This window comes from Flavobacteriales bacterium, from assembly GCA_020435415.1.
Lineage (GTDB): Bacteria > Bacteroidota > Bacteroidia > JACJYZ01 > JACJYZ01 > JACJYZ01.
Genome location: JAGQZQ010000131.1, coordinates 1 through 6,656, shown reverse-complemented (window position 1 = coordinate 6,656; position 6,656 = coordinate 1). Strand labels below are relative to the sequence as shown.

General features: G+C 49.4%; 5 protein-coding genes. 1 reads left to right on the top strand and 4 read right to left on the bottom strand.

Annotated elements, in window-relative coordinates:
* Positions 1-386: 386 nt before the first annotated feature.
* Positions 387-767, top strand: coding sequence for an STAS/SEC14 domain-containing protein (locus KDD36_14335; GenBank protein MCB0397826.1), 381 nt, complete (start codon positions 387-389; stop codon positions 765-767).
* A gap of 7 nt (positions 768-774) precedes the next feature.
* Here KDD36_14335 and KDD36_14330 read toward each other — a convergent pair whose 3' ends face one another.
* The 4 genes from KDD36_14330 to KDD36_14315 form a co-directional block, all read right to left on the bottom strand.
* Positions 775-1,131, bottom strand: a complete 357-nt coding sequence (locus KDD36_14330) for a 5-carboxymethyl-2-hydroxymuconate Delta-isomerase (GenBank protein ID MCB0397825.1) — start codon at positions 1,129-1,131, stop codon at positions 775-777.
* Between the two features lie 265 nt (positions 1,132-1,396).
* Entirely contained in the window at positions 1,397-2,311 is a 915-nt protein-coding gene (locus tag KDD36_14325; protein MCB0397824.1) for a DUF4349 domain-containing protein, read from the bottom strand.
* A 49-nt stretch (positions 2,312-2,360) separates the two neighbouring features.
* A complete protein-coding gene (locus KDD36_14320) occupies positions 2,361-3,068 on the bottom strand; it encodes an FG-GAP repeat protein (protein ID MCB0397823.1) in 708 nt (235 codons plus the stop codon).
* Between the two features lie 440 nt (positions 3,069-3,508).
* On the bottom strand, positions 3,509-6,656 hold a 3,148-nt coding region (locus tag KDD36_14315; protein MCB0397822.1), incomplete at its 5' end, for a hypothetical protein.

Below are 6,656 nucleotides of genomic sequence, written 5' to 3'. Positions count from 1 at the left end.
TTTTAACACGGAGTTTCACAGAGATTGCACAGAGTTACACGGAGGTGTCTCATTGCAGGTCTGCTCTGTGTCCTTTGGGTACTCTGTGTTGGATTTTTTTGCGGTATATCGTGTTTGGTTTTCACACGGAGTTTTACAGAGGTCTCACAGAGTTACACGGAGGTATTTCATTACAGGATTGCTCTGTGTCCTTTGTGTACTCTGTGTTGGATTTTTTTGCGGTATATCGTGTTTGGTTTTAACACAGAGTTTCGCAGAGGTCGCACAGAGTTACACAGAGGTGTTATGTGTGATGAACTTCACGGCGGACATTGATGCGGATCAATTCATTGGCTGATGTTTTGGGATAGCTTTAAACCTATGAACCAAATTAAGAATCAATTATCATGATCAAACAGACAAGTACATTACGCAAAGACACGCTGGTGGTAGAGCTGAGCGGATATCTCATCCAAAAGGAGATCGCATCTCTGGAACCCGAAATGAAAGCGATTGAAAAAGAATTCGGATATGTAAACCTATTGGTGTCCCTGCTGAATGTCAAAGGGGAATCATTGGGTGCACTGATGGAGGAGTTGCGGCTTGGCTTGAAACACTGGAACCAGATTCATAAAGTGGCTTATATCGGCGATAAGGATTGGCTGAAGGCCCTGGTGAAGCTGGACAACGTCTTTGTGAAGTTTAAGGAGAAGTATTTCGATGTACCTGAAATGAACGAGGCATGGGATTGGCTTGGAGAAGAAGATAAAGGTGGTAATGCCGGTTGATAAGGAATCAAGTCACCATGTTTCGGTTTGTGTACGAGGCTTTATCGAACTCATACACATTCATGGATACCACGGGTACATCAGGAAATAACTCCTTCAGGGCGCTCACTACCATGTCAGAGAGCGCCCTCTTTTGTTGGTCCGTTCGCCCTTCCATGATATGGGCAAAGACGTGAATGAAGTCCTCCTTTTCATTTACCGTGTAATAGTGTTTATACGGTGCCAGCCTCACCTTGATTCCGCCGGGTCCGCTCTCTGCAAACAACCCGCTTGCAAATGCTGTATGGTTGATAAGGCCCATGATCTCGTCCGGAGACTTTTGTGTCAGGATGGATTCGGAGCAGTCGACGATGAAGTGAGGCATAGGAGAGAGTTAAGAGTTAAGAATGAAGAATGAAGAATGAAAATCTGACGTGTCACTGGTAAACAGAGGAAAGCCCCGTAGGGGTGGTGTCTTCGTAAAACTGTATATCATTATGCCTTTGAGTCCCGGAGGGGTGGCATCTTCGTAGAACCGAGTGTCATTATGCCATTCAGCCCCGTAGGGGTGATATCTTCGTAGAACCGTGGGCGTTATGCCTTTGAGCCCCGAAGGGGTGACATCTTCGTAGAACTTTTTGTGATTACCGTTATTCATTTAGCTTTTTGATGACATTTGATAGGATCTTCAGCTTGTCAAAGATAAGCAGGATAAAGAATGCAGAGAAGGTACACAGGACAACGATGAGTATGAACTGAAGATAGAACTTGACGGTCCACTCGAATGCCACTTTCAGTCGGTGCATAAAACTGATAGGGACCGGTGGACGGCCTTCTATCAGGGAGTAACGGACTGTGCAGAATTCATTCTCTTCATCAAAATCGCCCAACTGTACGCCCAGGTCCTGCAGTTGCGACTCAATTTCCAGGATGCGGTTTTGCAGATTGATGAACTCATCGATCTGACCTTGTCTGCCCGTGAGTTCCAGCAGACTGGTGCGGATCTTTTCCAGGGATACCTTTTTTGCATTCAGTTTGTTGAATTCATTGGTCTTGTCCACCTTGGTCACTTCTGCAGAGCGAACCATCCCTATCTTTCTGATGAAGTGATCAAAGGCATCGAACTTATCCGGTTGAACACCGATGGATACATGCCACTCGCGGTTGCCTTTGCTGCCAGCATTGTTCTCATACTGGATGATTGCATTGTATTGTTTGATGGTATCCAGGATCGTTTTTTTGTCCTTTCCAAAATTCTCCGACTTGGCTTTGACCTCCGATGTTTTCTCATATTTCTGGTCGATGTCGTAATGGGTGGCGCCACCCTCGGTTGCGACAGCCACGTCTCCTGCCACTTCAACATGGCTCTTGGTGTATCCGTATTTTGAACTGGCGTAATTTCTTTTGGTCATGCCATCGTCAAAGAATGACCCGAAGTATTCGTGATCTCTTTCCTTGAATTTACTGGTATAGCCGTATATCAGACGGAATACAAACAGCACGGCAAATCCGATAAGAAAGGCAAATGTGATCCGCCAGATCTTTCCTTTAATGTTGATTTTCATAATGGTAAACGCGGAGTTTTTTAATGATTGAAACGAAATGTGCGGAATTCTATTTTTTTATCCAGCCAATAATAACATAATTATTGTTCACTTGATACATTACCAAATGCCAGCTGCCTTCTGTATTCAATATAACCACTTTTTGATCAGTGATGGTTACGACCTGGTTTCCAATCAACTCTTCTGATGTACACGGATCAATCTGGATTTCGTTGTTTTCCGTGGGAGAGGACCTTATAATACCCGACATTAATTCCAATCTGCTGTTATCTCCAAAACTTAACCGGGTGTCTTGATGATAGGAGAGTGTCTTTGACATGATGGCCCCGTTCCGGCTGATAACGACAAATTCAAATTCAGAAAAATACGCACAACAGCAGGCGGGTCTGTATATGCATACCAATGACATTTCAGCATCAGGAAATACTTGTGTCACTTGGCCATATGCATTGAAAGCCGGTTCGATGGAATCATTGCGATTGATATAAATGGTGGTTTCTCCTGAAACCGAACCACATGGTGCGGAAAATATCAAATCCTGTTTTCCATCATTGTTAAGATCTTTAACGTGCCATGTGTTTTTATCGCCGCTAAACGTGCATGGCGGGACTACCTGTTTAAGCAGGTAAAACCCGGAAGAGTCCAGTTCTATGGCAATGGTATCTGTCAATACTTTTTTGTCCAGCGTATGATCACCGGTTGTTTGACTGAACCCCAGATATGGGATTAGCAATAATAATGAAATCAGGTGCCGCATTAATTCTACGAAGATTTCACCCCTATGGGGCTTAATGGCATAACAACACACGGTTCTACGAAGATGTCACCCCTACGGGGCTTTCCTCTGTTTACTGGTGACACGTCCATTTTTCATTTTTATTCTACGAAGATGTCACCCCTCCGGGGCTGAATGGCATAACGGCACACGGTTCTACGAAGATGCCACCCCTCCGGGGCTTAATGGCATAATGACATACGTTTCTAAGAAGATGTTACCCCTACGGGGCTTTCCTCTGTTTACTGGTGACACGTCCATTTTTCATTCTACGAAGATGTCACCCCTACGGGGCTCAATGGCATAACAACACACGGTTCTACGAAGATGTGACCCCTTCGGGGCTTTCCTATGTTTACCAATCTTTAATCTTTAATCCTTAATCCTTCATTCTTAACTCTTAACTCTTCATCCTTCGTTTTTCAAACAACCCCTTTTCCCAAATACGCCCTGAGCTTCGGCGGAATATCCCTGCGGATCACAAGGTTCTTCAGTTGCCATGCTTCTTCTTCGCCGGATGGTTCTTTCAGGAATTTCACTTCCTTGCCTTCTTTGGCGGCCACTGGTTCACCGTTATGATAAAGGATGCGGTTGCTGTAGATCGACGCAACGCGCCGACCGTTGGTGATGATGCCTGTCAGGTTCAACGGGTCTGCGGCACTGAGGGTGATATACTGATCGCCTTCTGCCTGGCGTACCTTTCTGAGCAGAGGAATGGCTTCCGGCAAGGCGTACTGTTCTCCCCAAAGACCTTCCACGAATCTGCCGCCACGAATTTCGCCGCGGGCTTCCATGATACGGTAAATCTTAACAAGGTCCCTCCATGCGGGCATGCCGGCTTCCCTGTCGGCCAGTTTGCGGCAGACCACACCATAGCGGCGCAGCAGCACCCGGGCCATTTTTTCATGGAGATGCGACGACTTGATCGGATCGACATCTTTGTGTAATAGAGACCATCTGCCGGCATGTTCCAGGGAGAAGGTCATGGCCTTTTTGGTATTGCGTCTTCCACGCGTGGCTTTGTCTGGGATCAACAATGCCCTGATGCCTGTGAAGCTGTCGGATGTGACCCAGCCCTGTGCCACCAGTTCCTGGATGGCGTTGTTGGCTTCTGAGGGCAGCAGTCCGGCATGTTCCGCCAGGCTTCCGAAAAAGTCCGCGCCACGCTTACGGAGTACGTCCAGCATTTTGGCCGCATGATCGGAAAGCTGGGATTCGTCGCTTTGATTGGATACCCGCCAATACGAGATCTCGCTTCGGCCTACCAGGGCGATGGGTGTGGTTTTGATGGGGCCACGCATGGTTTCCGGCTGGCTGTTTACCCTGAACTTACCCCATACGGTCATACCCGACATGCATAGAACATCAAGCCAGAGGTAGTCATAATCTTTGATTCGTGCCGGCAAAATGTCTCCCTCCCAGGCTGCAGCCTGGGCTTCATATCCTTCCAGTCTGCTTAAGGTATCGCGCAAGGCATCGGGACCTTCGGAGCGGTGATCGCTTCCGATGTTGTGCCACCTGAAAAGGAAGCGCATGAACGCCATGGCGGACACCGGTTCTATTTCTTTCCGGAGTTTGTTCAGGGTATATCGGTGAATCCGGGCCAGCAGTCTGCGTTCGCACCACTCTTCCTCTTCGCAGCCGGGCGTGAACTTACCACGGAACACAAAGCCGTCGTTCTCCAGGGCAAGCAGTGCCTGGTTGATCGCACTTTCATCAAGCCCCATGGGAATGGCCAGCATGGCGGGCAGGGTGGGGCCCATGATCTCCATGCGTCCCCTGACAAATTCGGTGAGGGCATCATTTCCTGAGCTGGCGAACTCTTCCGCTAATTCTTCCGGAATATGTATTTCCTGATTGGTCAGGCCTTCCGGCCAGATAAGCAGTGCTTCCGGAAGTCGTTCCGTAGCTACCCATAATTTCTCTCCCGGGGTGTTGATGATGGCAGCTCTTCCGGTATCCACCAACGACTGGAATAAGCCTTCCCATTTTCTGGCTTTTCCTTCCGAATCACTCATGAACCCGGCTAACACCAGGGCGTCATGAAGTTCGTCAGGTTGAGTCGCTTCAGGCCAGGCTTCCCGTCGCACATTGTCAATCGCCACCTGGTCCAGCATGCCCATCTCACGTGCTTCAGCAGGATCTATCCATCTGCGCATGCGAATGGCATTGGTACGTCGTTCTTCCGCCGGCGCATTGTCCAAAAAGGCATAGGGGCGGGCATTGAGTATTTCCTGGGAGATGGGGGAAGGCTCTTTGAGGTCACATGCGATCATGTTGACTTCCTTCTTCTCTATCTTTTCCAGCAGTGCTTCCAGGCTCTCGATATCCATGGCTTCGGTGAGGCAGTCATGGATCGTTTGATGGACCAACGGATGATCCGGGATCTCCCGGTCGCCCTGAATGTTTTCAAAACAAGCCAACTGGTCCGGAAAGACGAGGGCTACAAGGTCCTCCGCCTGCATCCGCTGGATTTGTGGCGGGACTTTGCCTTTGGAAGTTCTGCGCAGGAGGGCCAGCGCCCGTGAAGCGTTCCATCGCCACCGCACTTCAAACATGGGTGCATCGAACAGCGCCTGGATAAGGATATCACGCACCACGTTTTTCTTCAGGTATTGAAAAACCTCAGCCAGGGGAAAGCTATGGGTGGATCCCAGGGAGAGCACAATGGCATCTTCGTTGGCTGCCGCCTGCAATTCGAAATTGAACTTCTTACAGAACCGTTTCCGGAGAGAAAGTCCCCACGCCTTGTTGTGACGGCTTCCGAACGGACTGTGTACCACGAGATGCATGTCACCCGCTTCATCAAAGAATCGTTCCAGGACCAGGTTGTTCTGGGAAGGGATAACGCCCAATGCGGCCTTTGATGCGGCAATGTACATCACGATCTGATCTGCGGCGGCAGGCTCCAGATCGATCTCCCCGGTGAGGTATTGCAGGGCAGGTTGCTTCCATGCTTCATTCTGTTCCTGACTGCCTTCCGCATCGATCGGTGGGATGTCTTCTACCGGTCCGATCAGTTCGGCCACCTCTTCTCTGAACCGGGAAACGGCCTGTGACAATTCCGGCGTGCGACCTGCGGCTTCTCCGAACCAGAACGGGATGGTGGGAGGGAGGCCATCGGCATCTTCAACGCGCACGCGTCCGGTCTCAATCCGCAACATGCGCCAGGTTTTATTGCCCAGCTGAAAAATATCTCCCGGTAAACTTTCAATGGCGAAGTCTTCATTGAGTGTTCCCACGAACACACTGCCCGGCTCCTCGAGTACATCAAATTCAAAATTGTCGGGAATGGCGCCACCGGATATCATGGCGGTCAGGCGGGCCCCTTTCCGGGCTTTCACTACTTTGTTTATGCGGTCATGGTGCAGGTAAGCGCCGCGTCTTCCTTTGCGTGTGGTGTATCCCTCGCTCAGCATCCGAAGAACATCCCGGTACATCTTTGTGTCCAGGTTGCGGTAGGGATAGGCGCCTTTGACCAATTCGTATAACTCCGCTTCTTCGTAGTCGCCGCAAGCCACTTCGGCTACGATCTGCTGACACAGGATGTCCAGCGGTTCTTCCGGCATG

Coding starts and splice junctions, on each gene's coding strand:
- KDD36_14330 (MCB0397825.1), bottom strand. CDS start 1,131: ATGCCTCACTTCATCGTCGACTGCTCCGAATCCATCCTGACACAAAAG.
- KDD36_14325 (MCB0397824.1), bottom strand. CDS start 2,311: ATGAAAATCAACATTAAAGGAAAGATCTGGCGGATCACATTTGCCTTT.
- KDD36_14320 (MCB0397823.1), bottom strand. CDS start 3,068: ATGCGGCACCTGATTTCATTATTATTGCTAATCCCATATCTGGGGTTC.
- KDD36_14335 (MCB0397826.1), top strand. CDS start 387: ATGATCAAACAGACAAGTACATTACGCAAAGACACGCTGGTGGTAGAG.